Origin of the sequence: Pseudomonas sp. HPB0071 (assembly GCF_000478505.2) — a bacterium.
In the GTDB taxonomy this organism is placed as follows: Bacteria; Pseudomonadota; Gammaproteobacteria; order Pseudomonadales; family Pseudomonadaceae; genus Chryseomonas; species Chryseomonas luteola.
The window spans coordinates 3,792,227-3,810,261 of sequence record NZ_KI517367.1; the positions used below are offsets into that span (position 1 = coordinate 3,792,227).

The 18,035-nt window shown below is 57.9% G+C and carries 14 protein-coding genes and 2 riboswitches; of the genes, 6 read left to right on the forward strand and 8 right to left on the reverse strand.

The window, feature by feature from the left end; all coding sequences use genetic code 11:
* From HMPREF1487_RS17650 to HMPREF1487_RS17660, 3 genes are read right to left on the reverse strand one after another with little or no spacing between them, the layout of a single operon-like run.
* Nucleotides 1–1,029 (reverse strand): sirohydrochlorin chelatase, encoded by a 1,029-nt coding sequence (locus HMPREF1487_RS17650; protein ID WP_010798049.1) that lies wholly within the window; start codon nucleotides 1,027–1,029, stop codon nucleotides 1–3.
* Nucleotides 1,029–1,715, reverse strand: coding sequence for a CbtA family protein (locus HMPREF1487_RS17655; RefSeq protein ID WP_010798050.1), 687 nt, complete (start codon nucleotides 1,713–1,715; stop codon nucleotides 1,029–1,031). Before HMPREF1487_RS17655 ends, HMPREF1487_RS17650 begins: the two co-directional genes overlap by 1 nt.
* Before the next feature lie 9 nt (nucleotides 1,716–1,724).
* Entirely contained in the window at nucleotides 1,725–1,910 is a 186-nt protein-coding gene (locus HMPREF1487_RS17660; RefSeq protein ID WP_010798051.1) for a CbtB domain-containing protein, read from the reverse strand.
* 95 nt (nucleotides 1,911–2,005) lie between these two features.
* Nucleotides 2,006–2,222, reverse strand: a riboswitch (cobalamin riboswitch).
* 58 nt (nucleotides 2,223–2,280) lie between these two features.
* Nucleotides 2,281–2,471: riboswitch (cobalamin riboswitch) on the forward strand.
* 122 nt (nucleotides 2,472–2,593) lie between these two features.
* On the opposite strand from HMPREF1487_RS17660, the gene cobW reads away from it, so the two are divergent.
* From cobW to HMPREF1487_RS17685, 5 genes are all read left to right on the forward strand, one after another.
* Complete coding sequence (cobW, locus tag HMPREF1487_RS17665; protein WP_010798053.1) at nucleotides 2,594–3,646, forward strand: cobalamin biosynthesis protein CobW; 1,053 nt, start codon at nucleotides 2,594–2,596, stop codon at nucleotides 3,644–3,646.
* 4 nt (nucleotides 3,647–3,650) lie between these two features.
* Entirely contained in the window at nucleotides 3,651–7,400 is a 3,750-nt protein-coding gene (gene cobN, locus HMPREF1487_RS17670; protein WP_010798054.1) for a cobaltochelatase subunit CobN, read from the forward strand.
* Between the two features lie 42 nt (nucleotides 7,401–7,442).
* Nucleotides 7,443–8,453, forward strand: coding sequence for a magnesium chelatase ATPase subunit I (locus HMPREF1487_RS17675; protein WP_010798055.1), 1,011 nt, complete (start codon nucleotides 7,443–7,445; stop codon nucleotides 8,451–8,453).
* The gene (locus tag HMPREF1487_RS17680) at nucleotides 8,435–9,139 is read left to right on the forward strand and encodes a VWA domain-containing protein (protein ID WP_010798056.1); all 705 of its coding nucleotides are present in this window, start codon (nucleotides 8,435–8,437) and stop codon (nucleotides 9,137–9,139) included. The genes HMPREF1487_RS17675 and HMPREF1487_RS17680 overlap by 19 nt, the downstream gene beginning before the upstream one ends.
* A 73-nt stretch (nucleotides 9,140–9,212) precedes the next feature.
* The gene (locus HMPREF1487_RS17685; RefSeq protein WP_010798057.1) at nucleotides 9,213–10,532 is read left to right on the forward strand and encodes a DEAD/DEAH box helicase; all 1,320 of its coding nucleotides are present in this window, start codon (nucleotides 9,213–9,215) and stop codon (nucleotides 10,530–10,532) included.
* Nucleotides 10,533–10,574: 42 nt separating this feature from the next.
* On the opposite strand, the gene HMPREF1487_RS26340 is transcribed toward HMPREF1487_RS17685, so the two are convergent.
* The 5 genes from HMPREF1487_RS26340 to HMPREF1487_RS17705 all read right to left on the reverse strand — a co-directional run bounded on the left by HMPREF1487_RS26340 (nucleotide 10,575) and on the right by HMPREF1487_RS17705 (nucleotide 16,274).
* Complete coding sequence (locus HMPREF1487_RS26340; protein ID WP_177325221.1) at nucleotides 10,575–11,633, reverse strand: putative bifunctional diguanylate cyclase/phosphodiesterase; 1,059 nt, start codon at nucleotides 11,631–11,633, stop codon at nucleotides 10,575–10,577.
* Nucleotides 11,634–11,738: 105 nt separating this feature from the next.
* On the reverse strand, nucleotides 11,739–12,398 hold the full coding sequence (locus HMPREF1487_RS26345) for a GAF domain-containing protein (RefSeq protein WP_010798059.1): 660 nt from the start codon (nucleotides 12,396–12,398) through the stop codon (nucleotides 11,739–11,741).
* Nucleotides 12,399–12,612: 214 nt separating this feature from the next.
* The gene (egtD, locus tag HMPREF1487_RS17695) at nucleotides 12,613–13,572 is read right to left on the reverse strand and encodes an L-histidine N(alpha)-methyltransferase (RefSeq protein ID WP_010798060.1); all 960 of its coding nucleotides are present in this window, start codon (nucleotides 13,570–13,572) and stop codon (nucleotides 12,613–12,615) included.
* A gap of 2 nt (nucleotides 13,573–13,574) precedes the next feature.
* On the reverse strand, nucleotides 13,575–14,858 hold the full coding sequence (gene egtB, locus HMPREF1487_RS17700) for an ergothioneine biosynthesis protein EgtB (protein ID WP_371106386.1): 1,284 nt from the start codon (nucleotides 14,856–14,858) through the stop codon (nucleotides 13,575–13,577).
* Nucleotides 14,859–15,056: 198 nt separating this feature from the next.
* Entirely contained in the window at nucleotides 15,057–16,274 is a 1,218-nt protein-coding gene (locus tag HMPREF1487_RS17705; RefSeq protein ID WP_010798062.1) for a maltoporin, read from the reverse strand.
* A gap of 202 nt (nucleotides 16,275–16,476) precedes the next feature.
* Here HMPREF1487_RS17705 and HMPREF1487_RS17710 point away from each other — a divergent pair, with 202 nt between their 5' ends.
* On the forward strand, nucleotides 16,477–17,970 hold the full coding sequence (locus HMPREF1487_RS17710; protein WP_010798063.1) for an MFS transporter: 1,494 nt from the start codon (nucleotides 16,477–16,479) through the stop codon (nucleotides 17,968–17,970).
* Nucleotides 17,971–18,035: the final 65 nt, after the last annotated feature.

The window sequence follows — 18,035 nt, forward strand, 5'->3', positions numbered from 1 at the left end:
TCAATCCGCCGGGGTCAGTTTCTGAACAGCTTTGAGCGGCGCTGCCTGGGCAGGTGACAGAGCATGATCGTGACTATGGCCATGGTCATGATTGTGGTGGTGATGACCATGATGGTGATGATGATGGTGGTCATGATCGGCATCGGTGCCAATACCGCGCACATGGTGGTGGTGTCCGAACTGGGGAGCACCGACACGGTCTTCGAAGCCGATGATCTGCTCGCGGTAATGGCAAAGCTGGCAGTTCATGTTGCCAGTGCCTTCCTCGGTTTCATGGAGTTTGTCCACCAACGCCTCGATGACCAAGGGATGGTCGTTGAGATAACCGGCCTTGACAACCCGTACCTCAGGATGCGCCTCGGCATAGGCATCTACGTCTGCATAGATGCGATCGATTAGGCGTCCTGTGAAAAGGAAGTAGGGGAATACGATGACATTGCGGTAGCCCAGGCGATGCACGACAGGCAGCGCGTCGGCTACCAGCGGCTTGGTTACGCCTGAATAGCAGGTCTCGGCCCAGGCGAAGCCCATGCCTTCCCACAGGAAGCGCGTGATCTTGGTGATGTTGGAGTTGGCGTCAGCATCGGACGCGCCTCGCCCGACAACGACCAGGAGGGTTTCATCGCGACGGTAACCATCGCCAAACTGCGCTTCGGCCGCCTCGATACGATCGCGTGCAGCGCGCATCATCTTGGCGTTGACGCCCAGTTCCACTCCGTAGGTGATCTTGACTTCCGGGTTCGCGGCCATGAACTCGTTGAGTTCGCTGGGAATGTCGTTCTTGGCATGGCCGGCGGCCATCAGCATGCCAGGAATGGCGGTAATGTTGCGAGCACCTTCTGCGATCAGCTTGTTAAGGCCTTCAGCAATGGTCGGGCGGGCGAATTCGAGAAAGCCTGTGGTGCACAGACGATCCGGAAAGCGGCTCTTGAGGTGTTCGGCGAGGCGGAAGAACTCTTCGACGCCCGGCCTGCTGCGAGTGCCATGCCCCACGACGAGAATGGCGGGTGCGCTGTTACTTAATGTCATCAGGTATTCTCAGCTGTATCACGGGTGTAGAACCAGGAGCTCAGCCAGCCCAGCACAATCCAGAAAACGGCATTGGAAACAAGTGCTGCCAACTGGAAATGTTGCTGCAGGGATTCAGGGGCCAGGCTTGCCTGTTCGGCAGGTTGTGGTGCGCCAATTATATGGGGCAGTGCCAAAAGGGCCAATGCGGCCAGACGCAACACCCTATGGCGGGTGAAAAATAGCAGAGCCAGGGCGCAGGCTGTGGCAGCCGCGGTGCCGATCCACCAGCCTTGCCGTGCGGTCAGTTCAGCCGCTGCGGTGCCGGGCAGTTCCGGTGGCAGCCCCAGGGAGGGCGCAAGACAAAAGGTCAGATAGCCGGTAGCGCCCCAAAGCAAGCCATGCCAGGCGTGGCGTGGGGCTCGTAGCGTAAACAGGCCTGCCAATATCAGGCTGAATCCAACCGCAACGACCAGGTTGCCGCCGAGTGTCGAAAGCGTTCGTTGCCAGCCGTCTTCAGGTGCCCAGGCCTCGTCGTCATGGTGGTGAGCAGGCGTGTCAGCGGCATGCGCGTGCGCTTCACCCGCTACCTCATAGGTTTCGGCTTCCAGGATAAGCGGCGTGATCCAAAGACCCTGCAGCACGCTCAGGAGCAGTGCCGCCAGTAGTCCGGCAAAGCCGGCGGTAAAGGCAATCCGTTTGTACATGTCACAGCCTCAATGGCAGGGGAAGCCTTCACTATGACGGGTGTCATGAGCGCCATTATGAATGGCGTCGATGTGTGAGAAGCCGGCTAGAAAGACCAGGCCTGCTCCCAACACGCACGCCAGGGCGGCGGCAGTCAGGCGTTGAGTCAGGGTGCCGGATGCCGTAGGCACATGAGACAGGGATTGGCTATTCATGGATTCCCTCCTAGGAGTGTGGCGAGGATGAGGGAACGCACGAAGGCGCGGTCGCTTGCGCGCCACGCCATTCAGCTGCGCCCGCCCACCGCGGGTTGCTCAATCGTCAATCAGGCCGGTCTCCGGACTTGTGAAGGGGGTGGAGCAAGGGGCTCCAACGCCTGCAAGATCGGCCTTCCCATGCTCTACAGCCGAGCACAGTGGATATCGATCTACACTCACGTACCGTTGCGGGGGCAGTGCCGGACTTGAACCGGCTTCCCGTTTCACCGCCACGAACCGCGTGGCGACACCTGAAATCAGGCGCAAGCAGACCACGAACACGGGCGAAGCGTCAACTTCATCGATTGACACTCCAGAGTGGCGCTCGTAGCCTTTGCGCCTTCAGGGTGCTTTGGCACATGACCAAAGCTAAGAGGGAATGCGGTGCGAGGCCGCAGCTGCCCCCGCAACTGTAAACGGTTGTTTAATCGATGCTTTTCAGGAAGCCACTGCTCTTGGGCGGGAAGGCGAGAAGCGTTGCCGTGAGCCAGGAGACCTGCCTTGAACACATTTCAGAATGCGGCTGCACGTGTGAGCCGTATTCTTTCCGACAACCGGGCGGGGTGATCCGGTGTGGCGTCTGGACTGCGTATGAGCGCGTCTTCGTCATGCCTGCCTGTCCCTTTTTCATAAGGCAGCTCATGAAAACCTTGGCCAAGATTCCTGTCACAATCATTACCGGCTTTCTCGGCGCCGGCAAAACCACATTGCTGCGCCATATTCTGGAAAATGCCCAAGGGCGGCGCATCGCTGTCATTGTGAATGAATTCGGTGAGCTGGGTATCGACGGTGAAATCCTGAAGCAGTGCAGCATCGGATGTACCGAAGAAGAAGCCGCAGGCCGGGTATTCGAGCTGGCTAACGGCTGTCTGTGCTGTACCGTGCAGGAAGAGTTCTTTCCGGTGATGCGCGACCTGGTGGCCCGACGTGCCGATATCGACCACATCCTGATCGAGACGTCTGGCCTAGCGCTGCCCAAGCCACTCGTACAAGCCTTCCAGTGGCCAGAAATCCGTAATGCGTGCACCGTGGATGCCGTTGTTACCGTGGTGGATAGCCCGGCGGTTGCCCTGGGTACGTTTGCGGCCTATCCCGAAAAAGTCGATGCCCAGCGTCAGCTGGACCCCAACGTGGATCACGAGTCCCCACTGCATGAGCTGTTCGAGGATCAACTGGCAAGTGCCGATCTGGTCATCCTGAACAAGGTCGACCAGATGCCGCAAATGGCCCTGGCGGCCGTCCGTAGCCAGATCGAAAGCGAACTGCCGGCGTCCGTCAAAATCATTGAAGCCAGCAACGGGCAGCTGCCGTTGTCTGTCCTGCTGGGGCTGAATGCCGAGGCTGAGCTGCATATCGACGCGCGAAAGACGCATCACGACCATGAGCCTCATGAGGAGCATGATCATGACGAATTCGACTCGTTTGCGGTCGATCTGCCAGAGGTGGAGGAGAGTGTCTTGCTGGACGCATTGACCGGGCTGGTGCAGCGCCACGGCATCCTGCGTATCAAGGGCTTCGTCGCCATCAAGGCCAAGCCGATGCGCCTGCTGGTGCAAGGGGTAGGTACCCGCTTCGACAAGCACTTCGATCGTGCCTGGAAGGCGGATGAGGTTCGGCAGACACGTCTGGTCGTGATTGGCCAGGATCTGGATCAGGCTGCCATCAGCGCTGAACTCCGCAGCGTACTGGCTTAATACGATGCATCTCCTTAGGACTCAGCCCGGCGGCTTTACGCCCGACGACGGAATCGCTCATCTTGCACAGACCCCGGGTGACCTGGTGATCCTGTGCAGTGCCGATTCTCATCTAGCGCTGCTGGCCGAAGCGGCGCGCGGGCTGCCTGAGGACTTTCCAAGCCTGCGCTTGGCCAATCCCATGCAGCTGATGAATCATGCCTCGGTTGATCTGTATGTCGATGAGGTGCTTCAGCATGCCAAGGTCATCATTGTCTCGTTGCTGGGCGGGGCGGCGTACTGGCGCTACGGTGTAGATCAGTTAGCCCAGCTGTCCGCACAAGGTGCCAGGCTGATTCTTGTACCCGGAGATGACAAACCCGATCCTGAGCTAATGGCGTTGGGTAACTCTTCCGTTGAGGATGCCGAGCGGATCTGGCAGTACCTTCGACAGGGCGGCATGGATAATGCCCGCATGCTGTATCGCTTCATCGGCCAGCGATGGTTTGGACATGAGGCGGTGTGGGTCGAGCCTCAGCCGCTACCGCGTGTTGTGGTGTATGCGCCAGAGCGTGATAAAGATAAGGCGCTGGGCTCGTGGCAGCAGCGTTGGCAGGAGGATGGGCCGGTAGCGGCCCTGTTGTTCTACCGCAGTCATCTACAAGCGGCCAATACAGGGTTCATCGATACGTTCTGCGAAGCATTGATAGCTCAAGGGATTAATCCGTTACCCGTTGCCGTAGCCAGTCTCAAGGAGCCGGAGTGCCTTGCTGAGGTCGAGGCACTGCTGGAGGCGACAGAGACCGAGCTGATCATCAATACGACAGGTTTTGCCCAGTCCAACCCGGATTCCCCTCATCTCCGCCCGTTTCGTCGCGATGTGCCGGTATTGCAGGCTATTTGTGCCCAGGATAACGAACCGGGATGGCGGGAGAACGCCCAAGGGCTTGGTCCACGCGACCTGGCGATGCACATTGCCTTACCGGAACTGGATGGGCGGATCATCACGCGCCCCGTCAGTTTTAAGGGCCTGGCCTGGCGAGATGAGCGCAGCCAGAGCGATGTGGTGTGTTATCAGCCCGTTCATGAGCGAATGGCGTTTGTGGCTGAACTGGCTCGGCGCTGGATCATGTTGGCTCGATTGCCAAATAGTGAAAAGCGTACCGCCTTGATCCTGGCCAATTACCCGACCCGGGACGGCCGGATTGGTAATGGTGTAGGGCTGGATACGCCTGCCGCTGCACTCAATATTCTCAAAGCGCTGGAGACCGAAGGGTATCCGGTCGAAGGCCTGCCCGAGAGCGGAACGGCCCTGGTCCATTCCCTATTGGGCGGCGTGACGAATGATCTGGGAAGCCTGGATCTACGGCCATGCCATCAAAGCCTGGGGATGGAGGACTACCTGCGCTTTTTCGCCGAATTGCCGCAGGTGAACCAGGACGCGGTGCGGGAACGCTGGGGCGATCCCGAGCAGGACCCCATGTTTCGCTGCGGCCGCATGATGGTTGCCGGGCTGCGGTTCGGACTGACGTTTGTAGGTATCCAGCCGGCGCGGGGCTATCACCTTGATCCCGGTGCGGTTTACCACGATCCGGACCTTGTGCCGCCGCATGGGTATCTGGCGTTCTATTTTTGGCTGAGGCACGTCTATCGCGCCCATGCGCTGGTGCATGTCGGCAAGCATGGCAACCTTGAGTGGCTTCCAGGGAAGGGTGTTGGTCTGTCTGAAACCTGTTGGCCAGATGCCGTGCTTGGCCCAACGCCCAACATTTATCCTTTCATTGTCAATGATCCGGGCGAAGGGGCGCAGGCCAAGCGTCGTACCCAGGCGGTTATCATCGATCATCTGATGCCTCCGCTGACGCGCGCCGAGAGCTATGGGCCTTTGCGCGATCTTGAGCGGCTTGCCGATGAGTTCTATGAAGCGCAACTGCTTGATCCGCGTCGCGCCCGCGAGCTGCAAGGCGATATCGCACAGCTGTTACGCCGCTCCAGTCTGGACCAGGAGCTGAAACTTTCGGATACCGAAGCACCCGAAGACTGGTTACCCAAGGTAGACGCCTACCTGTGCGAGCTGAAGGAATCGCAAATACGCGACGGGCTCCATATCTTTGGTGAGTCTCCGCAGGAGCGCCTGCGGCTTGATACCCTGCTGGCGTTGGTTCGTATTCCCCGCGGTAACGGGCAGGGCGGTAATGCCAGCCTGCTTCAGGCATTGGCTAAAGACCTGAGCCTGAATATTGATCCCCTTGATGCTGCGTTGGGAGAGCCCTGGCCTGGGCCGCACCCTGAAGCGTTACGGGCAGTCAGTACGGAGCCTTGGCGTATCGCCGGTGACACGCGTGAGCGCCTGGAATTACTGGCCGGTCGACTGATTGAGCAGGCACTGGGCGGTGAGTTGAATGAGGCGCAGTGGCCCTATGCGGGGCTGGTGCTGGCCCAGCTCAAAAGCCATATAGCACCGCTTCTTGACGCCTGCGGTCCGGCGGAGATCGAGGGCATTACCAGCGCACTGGCAGGACGGTTCGTCCCGGCAGGTGCCAGCGGAGCACCCAGTCGAGGCCGTCTGGATGTGTTGCCTACGGGCCGCAATTTCTATTCGGTAGACGTCCGCAACCTGCCAACCCAAACGGCATGGCGAATCGGTTGGCAATCAGCCAACCTCTTGCTGGAGCGTCATCTGCAGGATCATGGTGATTACCTGCGGCAACTGGGATTGTCCGTGTGGGGAACTGCCACCATGCGGACAGGCGGTGACGATATCGCCCAGGCCATGGCACTGCTGGGCGTGCGCCCCGTCTGGCAGGCCGATAGCCAGCGTGTAAGCGATTTCGAGATCCTTCCATTGACAATCCTGGACCGGCCGCGTGTAGACGTCACGTTGCGGGTTTCGGGTTTTTTCCGTGATGCCTTCGCCAACCTGATTAGGCTATTTGATGCCGCGGTGCAGGCGGTGGCCGCGCTGGACGAGCCGGACGATATGAATCCATTGGCCGCCCGGGTCCGTGAGGAGCAACGTGTCCTCGAAGCGAAGGGGCTGGCGACTAACGAGGCGCGGCGCCAAGCTGGCTGGCGGGTATTTGGTTCCAAGCCCGGCGCCTATGGGGCGGGTCTGCAAGGCCCGATCGATGAGCGTCAGTGGCAATCTCGCGATGATCTGGCGGAGGTATACCTTAATTGGGGCGGCTACGCCTATGGCGCAGATGACCCAGGCACGCCTGCACGGGAGCGCTTCGTCGAGCGGCTCGGCCATCTACAGGCTGTCTTGCACAACCAGGATAACCGTGAGCACGATCTGCTGGATTCGGACGACTACTATCAGTTCCAGGGTGGCATGCTGGCCGCCGCAGAGACATTGCAGGGCGAGGCAGTAGCGTCTTATCACGGCGACCACAGTCAGCCGGAGTCGCCTCGCATCCGTACACTCAAGGAAGAGCTCAACCGCGTCATTCGTTCCCGGGCTGCCAATCCCAAATGGATCGATGGCGTGAAGCGGCATGGGTATAAAGGTGCCTTTGAGCTGGCGGCCACGGTGGATTATCTGTTTGCCTTCGACGCCACGACAGCGTTGATCGATGACCACCAGTATGCGCTGTTGGCCGATGCCTATGTGCTCGATCCGGCCACCCGCGAATTCATCCAGCAGCACAATCCTGATGCCTTGCGAGAAATGACCGAGCGATTGCTGGAGGCCCAACAACGCGGGCTCTGGCAGGAGCCTGGGCATTATCGGGAAGCGCTGGAAAACATTCTGATGGACAGCGAGGAAAGCTAAGTAGATGTTTCCTCATAATACCAGCCCATTAATGAGCCCTCTATGACTGATACTCCGCAATTTCCTTTGGCTGCCATTGTAGGAGCTGACTCCTTGAAGTTGGCGCTTTGCCTCAATGCCATTGATCCGGGTATCGGTGGGGTATTGATCGAAGGCCCGCGCGGTATGGCGAAGTCCACCCTGGCACGCGGCGTGACCGCCCTGATGCCGGGTGGTTCATTCGTGACCTTGCCATTGGGGGCCAGCGAAGAGCGTATTACCGGCACACTCGACCTGAACGCCGCCCTGGGTGAAAAGCGCGCTGCATTTTCACCTGGCGTGTTGGCCAAGGCGGACGGCGGAGTGTTGTATGTGGATGAGGTCAATCTGCTGCCGGATCATCTGGTTGACCTGTTGTTGGACGTAGCCGCCAGTGGTGTAAACACCGTGGAGCGCGACGGGATTTCCCATCGGCATCCGGCGCGCTTTGTACTGATTGGCACCATGAACCCCGAGGAGGGGGAGTTACGTCCTCAATTACTGGATCGGTTTGGTTTCAATGTGGCGCTGAATGCCCATCCTGCGCCAGCAGAGCGAGCCGAAATCATGCGTCGTCGGCTGGCGTTCGACCTTGATCCGCCCGGCTTTATTGCCAGTTGGGCCGGAAGCCAGGCGGACCTTGTCGAGCGCTGCCAGGCTGCACGTAGCCGGTTGGCAGGGGTCGCACTGGATGATCTGTCGCTTTCGCGTATTGCCGAGCGCTGTTTTGCAGCGGCAGTGGATGGCATGCGTGCGGACCTGGTATGGCTAAGGGCAGCACGCGCCCATGCGGCTTGGCGCGGTAACGAAATGATTACTGAAGATGATATCGATGCGGTGGAAGAGTTCGCGTTGCGTCATCGCCGACGACAGCAACCCCCTTCGGAGTTACCGCCACCGCCATCTTCTGATCGTCCCGTCTCCGAACCCTCTTCAAGCCATTCGAAGAGTGAAGGGCAATGGGGTGAGCTACCGCCTCAGGCGACGGCGATTGGAGAAAAGCGCTCAGGTGAGGGTTGGCCAAAAAAGCGCTGAGCATTCGCCCGCGTGTAACCCAAGTGGCGGATGCTCGACCTTTACCGGGGAAGGCCAGTAGCGGTCGGCACGGTGCTTCTCGCACAGGTGAGGCAGGGGCAGTTGCCTGGGTACCCACCTTACTGAGGGGGCTTCCTCGACGTGAGGCTGACCTGATACGCCAGCCTCGCTCTCAGTTGCCACGAGAGCATTGGTTGTTCATTGTCGATGCCTCGGCGTCCATGCGACGTCATGGCGCCCTGGTTCAAGCCAAGGGCGTATTGCTGGGTTTTCTCGAGCAGGCTTACCGCGCGCGGGCAAGCGTAGCGGTGCTAGGGGCAACAGGTGTACAGCCGCACTGGCTTGCCCAGGCTCGTCGAGCCAGTCAGCAGGTTCCGGGTTGGCTTGAAGACCTGGGTGCAGGGGGCGGTACTCCCTTGCTTGAGTCCCTGGAACACGCACATGAGTGGCTAAAGCAACACCAATGTCGTCTCGGCAATGAGCCGGTAAGTGTCGTTGTGATGACCGATGGCCGTGTACGCGCCTGGACCTCATTGCCTCGTCTTGATGCGTCTGTCCTTGTCATCGATACCGAGCGTGCTCCGGTTCGCGTTGGACGTGCGCGTCAGCTGGCAGCTGATCTACAAGCCGTCTACTGCCACGTCGATGAGTTACCCATTGGGAAGCTGAAACATCCGCTGCGCTAAATAAGGCAGCGATTTTGTTGCGTAACCGGTAGGCTATACAGCAGAACTACGATTTTCTTTGAGGTATGCGTCCTTGTTTTCCGATTTCGACCTGCACGAGCGTCTGCTCAAGGCACTGGACACGCTGAAATTCAAAAAGCCCACGCCGGTTCAGGAGGCCGCCATCGGCCCGGCACTGGATGGGCGAGACCTGCGTGTGACTGCCCGTACTGGCAGTGGCAAGACGGCTGCCTTTGTCCTGCCGATTCTGCATCGTCTGTTGTCCGAGCCCAAACCCCAAGTGGGTGCTCGGGTGTTGATATTGCTGCCTACCCGCGAGCTGGCCCAGCAGACGCTCAAGGAAGTCGAGCGGTTTGCCCAGTTCACGTTTCTAAAGGCCGGACTCATTACCGGAGGTGAGGGGTTCAAGGAGCAGGCCGCGGCGATGCGCAAGAATCCCGAGATTCTTATCGGAACGCCCGGACGGCTGATCGAGCATCTAAATGGCGGTAGCCTTGAGTTGGACGATGTCGATTTTCTCGTCCTGGACGAAGCCGACCGGATGCTTGACATGGGTTTCTCCGAAGATGTGCTTAAACTGGCCGACGCGTGCACTTCAGAGTCCCGACAAACGTTGCTGTTCTCGGCTACCAGCGGCGGTAGCTCCCTGCGTACTGTCATAGAACATGTCCTGCGTGAGCCGGAAGTGCTCATGCTTGATCGCACCGGGGAACTCAACGAGGCGGTCACCCAGCAGATCATCACTGCCGATGACGTGGCTCACAAGGAGCGCCTGCTGCAATGGTTGCTGGCCCACGAGACCTATCGCAAGGCCATTGTCTTTACCAATACCCGTGTACAGGCCGACCGCCTGGGTGGCGTGTTGACCGCCAGCAACATCAAGGTTTTCGTTCTGCATGGCGAAAAGGACCAGAAAGACCGCAAGCTGGCGATGGAGCGCTTGAAGCAGGGCGCCGTGTCCGTGCTGGTTGCTACGGATGTAGCGGCCCGTGGCCTGGATGTGGAAGGCATGGATCTGGTCATTAACTTTGATATGCCGCGCAGCGGGGATGAGTATGTCCACCGTATTGGCCGTACCGGACGTGCCGGCGAGGCGGGCATGGCAATTTCGTTGATCTGCCATACCGACTGGAACCTGATGTCCAGCATCGAACGCTACCTGAAACTGCGTTTCGAGCGGCGCGTGGTGCAACCGCTTAAAGGCACCTATCAAGGGCCGAAGAAGCTCAAGGCGTCTGGCAAGGCTGCCAGCACCAAGAAGAAAAAGACCGACACCAAGAAGCCAGTGACGAAAGCCAAGACATCGCCACGGCCCAAGCGCCCCAGCGCTTCCAAGGTGGTCAGCCAGGATGGCATGGCGCCTCTGCGGCGTAAGAAGACGGACGCGGAATAAACGAGTTGGCCCTGTTTTTACAGGGCCAATTTCGTCTCAAGGCTAGTTCGTTGCGTAAGACGAGGAGAAAGGCGAGCCGCCCTGGCCAGAGGGTTGAGGCGTTACGGGTCGCCTGAGCCAGTGCTCAAGCTCAAGCGCACCCATGGGTTTGGCAATGTGGTAGCCCTGACCTTCATCGCATCCTAGCGCCAGCACGGTGTCCAGAATCTCGGGTGTTTCCACGCCTTCCGCGGTGACTTCGTATCCCAGGCCGTGTGCCAGTTCCACCATGGTGCGAACGATGAGTGCGTCCTTGTCGTCGCCTGGCAGGCAGCGAATGAAACTCTGATCGATCTTGATGTAATCCGTTGGTATCTGGCGGAGATAGATCAGGTTGTTGTATCCCGTTCCAAAGTCATCGATTGAGATAGAGGCTCCTAGATGCCGAAGCGCATCCAACTGGATGCGAGCGTTCTCAAAATTGCACATGAGCGAATTTTCCGTCACCTCGAACTCCACGCAGGAGGGCGGTACGCCATGTTTGGCCATTTTTTCCGCTACCCGCTCGGCAAAATCTGGATCGTCCAGGTCGTGGGACGAAATGTTGATCGACACATTGAAACAATGGCCGTCTGCTTTCCAAAGCGCATACTGGCTCAAGACAGCATCGATGACCCAGTAACTGATAGAGCGAATCAGGGCCGTTTTCTCAGCCAGTGCTATGAATTCGGTAGGCCCGATAGCGCCCAGCTTTGGGTGAGCCCAGCGCAACAGGGCTTCCACGCAGCGGCAGGCACCCGACTTGAGGTCTACGCGAGGCTGATAAAACAGGGAGAGCTGACCTTCGCTGTGCAGGGCGACCGGCAGGCTGCTCAACAGGGCAAAGGCCCGTTGCTGAGCAAGATCGTGGGCGGAGTCGTAATAACGGCTCCCCATTCTACGTTCGCGGGCTATATCGGCCGTCGAGATCAGCGCCCTCAGCCAATCACGGGTGTCGCCGGGCTTGAGCTTGAGAATCCCAAGACCGGGACGGGTTTCAATCGGGATGCCGTTGTAGTCGATAAGCCCCGTCATGCCGCGCTCGATGCAATCGAGTACTTCCTTGCCTTGCAGATCGGTCATGCCGTGGACCAAAAATGCAAAGCGGGCCGTACCGATGGAGTACAACCGTATCCCCGAAGGCATCAGGGAAAGCAGTCGCTCCTTGATGGACTGGAGCAGTCCTTCTTAGTGGTCCTGGCCCAGCGCATTGAGCAGGCCATTGAGATAGAACGGGTCGAACACATCCATGGAGACGGCCAGCAGCTCTTCGGAGCTGCGCAGCATCGATTCGGCATCTTCCAGCAGACGGCTGCGGTTAGGCAGTTGGGTAATAGGGTCTACGTAGCTGAGTGAACGCAGCGTCTCGATGCGCTCCATCAGCATATCGCGTAATTTACTGAGGAGTCGTACCTGGGCACCACTGAGCTCAGACCGTGGGTTGGTATCTATCAGGCATAAGGTGCCTAAGGCCAGGCCTTCGTGGGTCCGTAACGGGATGCCGGCATAGAAGCGTATGCCAGGGTTACCGGTTACCAGTGGATTATCCTTGAACCGTGGATCGGTCTGGGCATCACGCACCTGCATGATGTTTTCATCCAGGATGGCATGAGAGCAAAACGAGATATCCCGAGGCGTTTCCTGCGCGTCGAGTCCGCGGATAGACTTGAACCATTGTCGATGCTCATCCACCAGCGAAACGATGGCAATAGGCACGTCGAAGAGTTCGGTAGCAATTTCGGCTATGTGGTCAAATGCGGGGTCAGCTGGGCTGTCCAGCAAGTTTGAACTGCGCAAAGCAGCCAAGCGCTCTGTTTCATTAGGCGGAAGGGCAGCGCCATTACTCATAAGCTAAATCCTGCAGACATGTCTGCTAAATAACACACCCATACTTTCGCATGAGCGCTCTACAGCTCATTTCCACTAAACAGTTAGTAATCGCAACGGTTTAGTACAACTATAGGAATAGCTTAGCCTTGGCATCTGCGCCAGAGTGGCGCATCGGCATCATGAGTACCCTAACGGTCAGCCCTTAACGACGCGGCTGACCGCTGCTTGGGCGCTATCGTCCCAGATAGTGCACGCTAAAGAGGGCCGCGGGATCTTTCCATACGGCTATTGGGGAAAAACCGGCTTCCCGGCTCAAGGTTTCAAATCCTTTCAGACTGTATTTATAAGAGTTTTCGGTGTGCAGCGTTTCGCCCTGACGAAACATGAATCGCTGGTCTTCGACACGAATCGTCTGAGCGCGGCGGCTAACCAAGTGCATTTCAATACGAGACTGCGGTTCGTTATAAAAGGCGTAATGGCTGAAGCGCGAAGGATCAAGGTCGGTATCCATCTCGCGACGGATACGCTCCAGCAGATTGAGGTTGAACGCCGCGGTAATGCCCTCGGCATCGTTATAGGCCGCCTCCAGGCGGGCCTTGCTTTTGACCAGATCCACACCGATCAACAGGCCGCTGCCCGGTGGCAGCAATCGATGGAGGTTACGCAGAAAGGCACATGCCTGGGTTGGCGTGAAGTTGCCAATGCTCGAACCGGGGAAAAAGGCCAGCACGGGCGCTTTTCCCAGCGTTTGTGGAAGCTTCATCGGCTGTGTGAAATCCGTGCACAGCGCACTTACGTCCAGCCAGGGATAGTCGGCGGCCAGGCGGTGCGTGCTGGACAAAAGAAAGTCTCGGGAAATGTCCACACCCAGGTAGCTTTGAGGACGCAGGGCTTCCAGCAGGAGCCGAATCTTGCGGCTGGCACCACTGCCCAGTTCCATGAGCGTCATGCCGGAGCCTGCAATAGCAGCGATATCGCCAGCCGCTTCGGTCAGGATGCGCTCTTCAGTACGAGTCGGATAGTACTCTGGCGTACCGGTAATGGCTTCGAACAGTTCGGAGCCGCGCTGATCATAGAAGTACTTGGGCGGAATGGCCTTGGGTTCGGCTGCCAAACCATTCAGGACATCTTCACGTAGGGAGTCGCTGGCGACGTCCGGTTGTTGATCGTAGAAGCGAACCGCTAGAGCCATGATCAGATCTCCTTGGCAAGGCGAAGGCCGGCGAATTGCCAACGCATGGCTGGGTAGAAGAAGTTACGGTAGGTCGCGCGAATATGATCGGCAGGGGTAGCGCAACAGCCGCCCCGCAAGACCATCTGCCCGGACATGAATTTGCCGTTGTACTCGCCCAGACTGCCATCCAGCGGCTTGAAGCCGGGGTAGGGGCGATAGGCGCTGCCGGTCCATTCCCAAACGTCTCCAAACAGCTGGCAGGGTTGATCGGGCGTGTGAGTCCTACAGGCCACAGGCGAGAGATGGTCCTGCTCGACAAAGTTGCCTGTACGCGAAAGACCGGCGGCGGCCACTTCCCATTCGGCTTCGGTTGGCAGGCGGGCGCCGGCCCAACTGGCGTATGCATCCGCCTCGTAAAAGCTCAGGTGACAGACGGGAGCCTGCTCATCGACAGGTTGTAGGCCGCCCAAGCCCATGGCGTACCAGCGGCCGTCTACGTTCTCCCAGTAGAGGGGTGCTTGCCAGCCGGCCTGCCGCACTTGGCTGAAGCCATCGGACAGCCAGAGATCACTGCGGCTATAGCCCTGATCTTCGATAAAGGCCATGTACTCACCGTTGGTGACCAGGCGACTCGCCAACTGAAACTCATCGACGAAGACGCGGTGGCGTGGTGTCTCGCAATCAAAGGCAAAACCGTCACCGCTATGGCCTATGTGGCGTACGCCAGCCGGATATGAATGCCATGTCAGCGGAGTGGGATCAGCGTGTGTGGCTGGCTTGAGATCGTGCCGATATACCGGATGGAGAGGGTTCTGGGCCAGGATGTGCTTGATGTCCATGAGCAGCAGCTCCTGATGTTGCTGCTCATGGTGTAGCCCGAGTTCTGTCCGACGGGCGATTTCTTCAGCATGCTGTTCCGGCAGATGGTTTAGCAGTTCGAGCATGGCCTGATCGACCCATTGGCGAAAGCCATAGACCTCTGCAACGGTTGGACGGGAGATCAGCCCGCGCTTGGCTCGTGGGAACGGGGTGCCATGGGTTTCGTAATAGGAGTTGAACAGGTAATCGTAGGCTGGATCCAGCGTCTTGTAGCCCGGCAGGAAGGGCTTGAGAATGAACGCTTCGAAAAACCAGGTCACGTGGGCCAGATGCCATTTGGGCGGACTGACGTCTGGCATGCTTTGAATCAGGTAGTCTTCGGTCTGAAGGGGAGCACAAAGCTTTTCAGTAGCGGATCGAACTCGTTTAAAGCGTTCGATGAGGCAGCCAGGGGTGTCGAGAGCGAAGGCATCCACAGTGTTCATCTCGCGGGCGAGATGGCTCATGGCATTATCTCCAGGTCGTTCCGACAGATGCCGGAGGTGGGCTTCGTAGAACGGACCCGGAGAGAAACTTAAAGTTCTTTCTAGAATAGAGGCGGCTAAGATCGATTGCTTCTGGATGGTCGAAGGCTTATAGCCGTATCGGAGCTGATGCCAGAATACGGCTATAACGCTACCGCTTTACCACCAGGTTTCCAATTGCACGCCGAAGTTTGAACCGTGACGCTGAGAGCCGAATGCCCCTGAATCAGACAGTGCAGTGTCTTGCGCTGCGCTTAGCTGAGCGGCACGGTTCCACTGCGCATAAGTCCAATAGAATCGGATTTCGGGACGATCCATCAGACCCATCCCGCCTAACGCAAGGGTGGGCGCCACGGTGAACTTGGTCAATTTGCGTGTGCCGCCTTCTTCAGGGTCGATCTGATCGTGACCTGCTTCTACCAGAAGCTTGAAATGCTCGCTGAACGCATAGGATGGGCGGACACCAAAGGAGTACCACGTCTGGCCAGCGTTGTTAGGCGCGCGGTCACGCTGTACCAATGCCAGCAGCATTCCGCCAAAGCGCGGGGTAATCTGCCAGCGGGGCGATTCCAGAACCCTTATGCTCTTTACATCCTTGTCGGCTTGTACGTTACCGGTCTGGCCAAGCCCGATACCGGGACCTTCGCCGTATTGAACCGTAAACCGGTTTTCGCCACCAAAGAAATTCACCTGCTTATGTTCGGCCGAGATGGACCAGCCGCTGTGCGAGTCTTCAACATGTCCGGCTTTCTGAATGTAGCTCAGGCCAATTTCAATCTCGGCGTCCTTGTTGGCCTTGATGCCGCCCAGGTTGATGTCGTGTCGGTTGGCCTTGTGCTTCTGTTCGATATTGTCTTCTCGGGAGAAGGCATAGCTCAGGCGTAGTCCTGTGTCGCCCAGGCCATAGTCCTCGATACCCGCGCCTGTGCCGCTTGGGTTCCAGTAGTAGAAGTCATTGATGTGAATGTCGTGACGCTTGTAGTAGCGGCGACCGAACCAGAGGCCACCGCCGTTCAGTTCGGGCAACGCCAGACTGGTCCAGATTTGCGGCAAGCGGACATTGCCATTGGCGCCGCTAAACGTGGGCGACTGGTCATAGACATTGTAAAGGCTTGCCATGCCGTGCAATTTCCAGAGCGTCCCGTCAGCGCCCTTGTACAGTTCCTGGTGACCCTCTAGCTCCCAGTAGGTCTCGCACTCGTTACCCAAGCGGTATTTGGCAGGTGCCCCCGGAAGCTGAAAGCAGGACTGCTTACCGCCTGCATCAGCACCCCCTATACCAACACGTCCGTACCCATCAAATTCGAATGCCTGCCCTGTGAGCGGAAAGATGCAGGCTAAAAAAGCCGCAGAGGTGCCGCGAATCATTGTTTTCATTAGTTATTTTCTCTATCCCGATAGCGCAATAGTTCTTTTTTTAAAAAAAGCTTTTCTCGGACTCGCTGTTTCTCGACGAGTTGCGTAGCGCCTCGCTGAACTAGTTTTGTATGACCTAGCTCTCAATTTGTAGACGAGCTGTACAAAAGTGCCAGTCGCATCGCTGTGCGGCCCCTTTATAAAAATAGTGAGGACAAGAAATATGGCGGCCTCAGATGTTTCCGCTGTCCAAGAGACGGATTCCCCTTCTGGCAAAAAACTGCACGAGCACATTTACGAAACCAACCTTCCGGCCCGGCTCGACCGCCTGCCCTGGGGGCGCTTTCATACCCTGTTGGTCATGGCCTTGGGTATTACCTGGATCCTCGATGGTCTTGAAGTAACATTGGCGGGTTCGGTAGCCGGCGCCTTGAAGGCGAGTCCCGCGCTTCAGTTGACCAATGCTGATGTTGGATTGGCAGGTGGCGTTTACATCGCCGGTGCAGTTTTGGGTGCGTTATTTTTTGGCTGGCTGACGGACCGGCTAGGGCGTCGCAAGCTCTTTTTCATCACACTGTTTCTCTATGTAGGTGCAACGTTTCTGACGGCGTTTTCCTGGAACCTGTGGAGCTTTCTGCTGTTCCGCTTCCTGACAGGCGCAGGCATTGGAGGCGAGTACACGGCCATCAATTCCACCATTCAGGAATTCACGCCAGCGCGTTATCGCGGCTGGGTTGACCTGACGATCAACGGCTCGTTCTGGGTGGGCGCAGCCCTGGGTGCCATGGGCTCCATTGTGTTTCTGGACCCCGAACTGCTTCCAGGCGACCTGGGGTGGAGAATGTGCTTTGGCATTGGGGCAGCGCTCGGGTTGATCATTTTATTCATGCGCATGTGGATACCCGAAAGCCCGCGCTGGCTCATGATTCATAATGAGCCGGAAGAGGCCAAGCGCATTGTCGATAACATCGAAAAACGCTTCGAAGCCGAAGGCTACAAGCTTGAGCCGGTCGATCCCAAATTCCATTTGCGCATGCGCGGTCGGGACCATACGCCACTCAAGGAGGTCTTTCAGAGCTTGTTTGTCGTGCATCGCCAACGCGCATTGGTAGGCATGACCCTACTGACAGCTCAGGCCTTTTTCTACAATGCAATCTTCTTTACCTATGCGTTGGTACTGACGGATTTCTATGATGTACCCTCAGAAAATGTCGGCTGGTATGTACTGCCATTTGCGCTCGGTAATTTCTGTGGTCCACTGCTCCTGGGGCGACTGTTCGACGTGGTTGGTCGCCGGATCATGATCAGCTCTACCTACGCTATTTCGGGTGTCCTGCTCATCATCACAGGCTATATGTTCCAGCAGGGTATGTTGGATGCAACGACTCAGACGATTGCCTGGATGGTTATCTTCTTCTTTGCCTCAGCCGCAGCCAGCTCGGCTTATCTGACCGTTGCTGAAACGTTCCCGTTGGAAATCCGCGCCTTGGCGATTGCAGTGTTCTACGCCTTTGGTACGGGGCTTGGTGGAATTATTGGCCCAACCCTGTTTGGTCAGCTGATTGAGAGTGGTAGCCGAGTCAACGTCTTCTATGGCTACGCCATTGGCGCTAGCCTCATGATTGCAGCAGGGATAGTGCAGTCGATCTGGGGCGTGGCAGCCGAACGCAAGTCACTCGAGTCAGTCGCGCGACCGCTGTCGCTGGCAGACAATTGAGTCAGAAGGCTTGATGCAATCGTCTGTTACTAAGCCGGGCGAAGCGGAGAAATCCACTCGTCCGG

Coding starts and splice junctions, on each gene's coding strand:
- HMPREF1487_RS17675 (WP_010798055.1), top strand. CDS start 7,443: ATGACTGATACTCCGCAATTTCCTTTGGCTGCCATTGTAGGAGCTGAC.
- HMPREF1487_RS26340 (WP_177325221.1), bottom strand. CDS start 11,633: ATGACCGATCTGCAAGGCAAGGAAGTACTCGATTGCATCGAGCGCGGC.
- egtB (WP_371106386.1), bottom strand. CDS start 14,858: ATGAACACTGTGGATGCCTTCGCTCTCGACACCCCTGGCTGCCTCATC.
- HMPREF1487_RS17710 (WP_010798063.1), top strand. CDS start 16,477: ATGGCGGCCTCAGATGTTTCCGCTGTCCAAGAGACGGATTCCCCTTCT.
- HMPREF1487_RS26345 (WP_010798059.1), bottom strand. CDS start 12,398: ATGAGTAATGGCGCTGCCCTTCCGCCTAATGAAACAGAGCGCTTGGCT.
- HMPREF1487_RS17650 (WP_010798049.1), bottom strand. CDS start 1,029: ATGACATTAAGTAACAGCGCACCCGCCATTCTCGTCGTGGGGCATGGC.
- HMPREF1487_RS17705 (WP_010798062.1), bottom strand. CDS start 16,274: ATGAAAACAATGATTCGCGGCACCTCTGCGGCTTTTTTAGCCTGCATC.
- HMPREF1487_RS17655 (WP_010798050.1), bottom strand. CDS start 1,715: ATGTACAAACGGATTGCCTTTACCGCCGGCTTTGCCGGACTACTGGCG.
- cobN (WP_010798054.1), top strand. CDS start 3,651: ATGCATCTCCTTAGGACTCAGCCCGGCGGCTTTACGCCCGACGACGGA.
- cobW (WP_010798053.1), top strand. CDS start 2,594: ATGAAAACCTTGGCCAAGATTCCTGTCACAATCATTACCGGCTTTCTC.
- HMPREF1487_RS17660 (WP_010798051.1), bottom strand. CDS start 1,910: ATGAATAGCCAATCCCTGTCTCATGTGCCTACGGCATCCGGCACCCTG.
- egtD (WP_010798060.1), bottom strand. CDS start 13,572: ATGGCTCTAGCGGTTCGCTTCTACGATCAACAACCGGACGTCGCCAGC.